The sequence below is a fragment of the Dietzia aerolata genome (assembly GCF_014144865.1).
Taxonomy (GTDB): domain Bacteria; phylum Actinomycetota; class Actinomycetes; order Mycobacteriales; family Mycobacteriaceae; genus Dietzia; species Dietzia aerolata.
Genome location: NZ_JAALDM010000274.1, coordinates 1 through 1,197, shown reverse-complemented (window position 1 = coordinate 1,197; position 1,197 = coordinate 1). Strand labels below are relative to the sequence as shown.

Sequence of the window (1,197 nt, the reverse complement as noted above, 5' to 3'; positions counted from 1 at the left end):
GTACACCAACAGAGAGAGGGAGGAACACCATGCAGAACACCAAGACCACGACCGCGCAACTCATCACCCCTGGACTCGACGACACCCGCGCCGCATACGAGAGCATCCGCGCACTGGGTGTCGATCCCCACACCGCCGCCGACTGGCTCCGTGACCACGTGCGCACCGTCACCCGCGACGACCTCGCCGCGCAACTCGACCGCAACGCCGGCCGCGCGAACACCACGACCACCGTCACCGACCAGCACGCGCTCGCGATGGTCCGCGCACTGCGTACCGCCGTTAAGGTCTACAACCGCAGCCGGCCCCGGCTGACCGTCGTGGACCAGATCGCCACCGAATCCGGCGCCGCCGCCGTCAATCGCGCGGCCGTTCTCCGGCAGGTGCGCACCCCCAGCGAAGGCCCGGCCTTCCTCGGTCGCTACAACATCCAGCGGAACGGCACCGCCGCGACACTGCACGGCTACGAGATTGCCGGACGTCTACACATCAGCGGCGGAGCCGTCCGCGCCTTCATCGCCACCTTCACGACCTTCACGCCCGGAGGCAAGCCCCGCGGGATGCTCCGACTTGCCGACTTTCGGGTAATCCTGCCGGGCAAGATCACCCACTAGCCCAAACGCCAACGCGGGGCCGACCACGGTCGGCCCCGCTCGCATTTCACACCACGCGGCCGCGCCCACAGGCCGCGCGCCACCCCGGCTGTCACGAGCAGGACCGGGACCAGGCCGTGCCACGCTGGCAGCCATGAACACACCCGAGCCACTACGAGCAACCAGCGTTGACGACCTCACCCGCAACGCGGTGGCCGCCGCGCAAGCAGGCGACCACCGCGCCCGCCGCGTCACCATCGGCCCGCGAAGCGGCATCGTTACCCCGAACACCACGCCCGACGGCGACCTCGACGCCGACGACCTCGCCGCCCAAATATGGGCGCTGGCCAACGACGCCCCCTCCGACAACGGCGCATACACAGAGGGCACTTTCACCAGCGGCGGCGAAGCGCACTTCATCCCCTACATTCCGCCCGAAGCCGACTAGCCCACGGTCTGTACCTCGTCCACCACCCGAGCCAATATGACAGCGATTACCACGGCGACCTACTCGTCACCGGCGACAGGTTCACCCAGCCGTAGACCCCGGCCGCGCCCGAACCGCGGAGCGTTCGTGCTTCCAGCTCGACGGTAGAAGGAGCAA

The 1,197-nt window shown here is 68.7% G+C and carries 2 protein-coding genes; both read left to right on the top strand.

Features of this window, described 5'->3' with window-relative positions; all coding sequences use genetic code 11:
* A partial coding sequence (locus G6016_RS14625) for a hypothetical protein (protein WP_206682318.1) occupies nt 1–614 on the top strand: 614 nt, incomplete at its 5' end.
* A gap of 133 nt (nt 615–747) precedes the next feature.
* Nucleotides 748–1,041, top strand: a complete 294-nt coding sequence (locus tag G6016_RS14620; RefSeq protein ID WP_182633350.1) for a hypothetical protein — start codon at nt 748–750, stop codon at nt 1,039–1,041.
* Nucleotides 1,042–1,197: the final 156 nt, after the last annotated feature.

What these genes read in the sequence shown, in the direction of transcription:
- G6016_RS14620 (WP_182633350.1), top strand. Translation starts at nt 748, where the DNA reads ATGAACACACCCGAGCCACTACGAGCAACCAGCGTTGACGACCTCACC.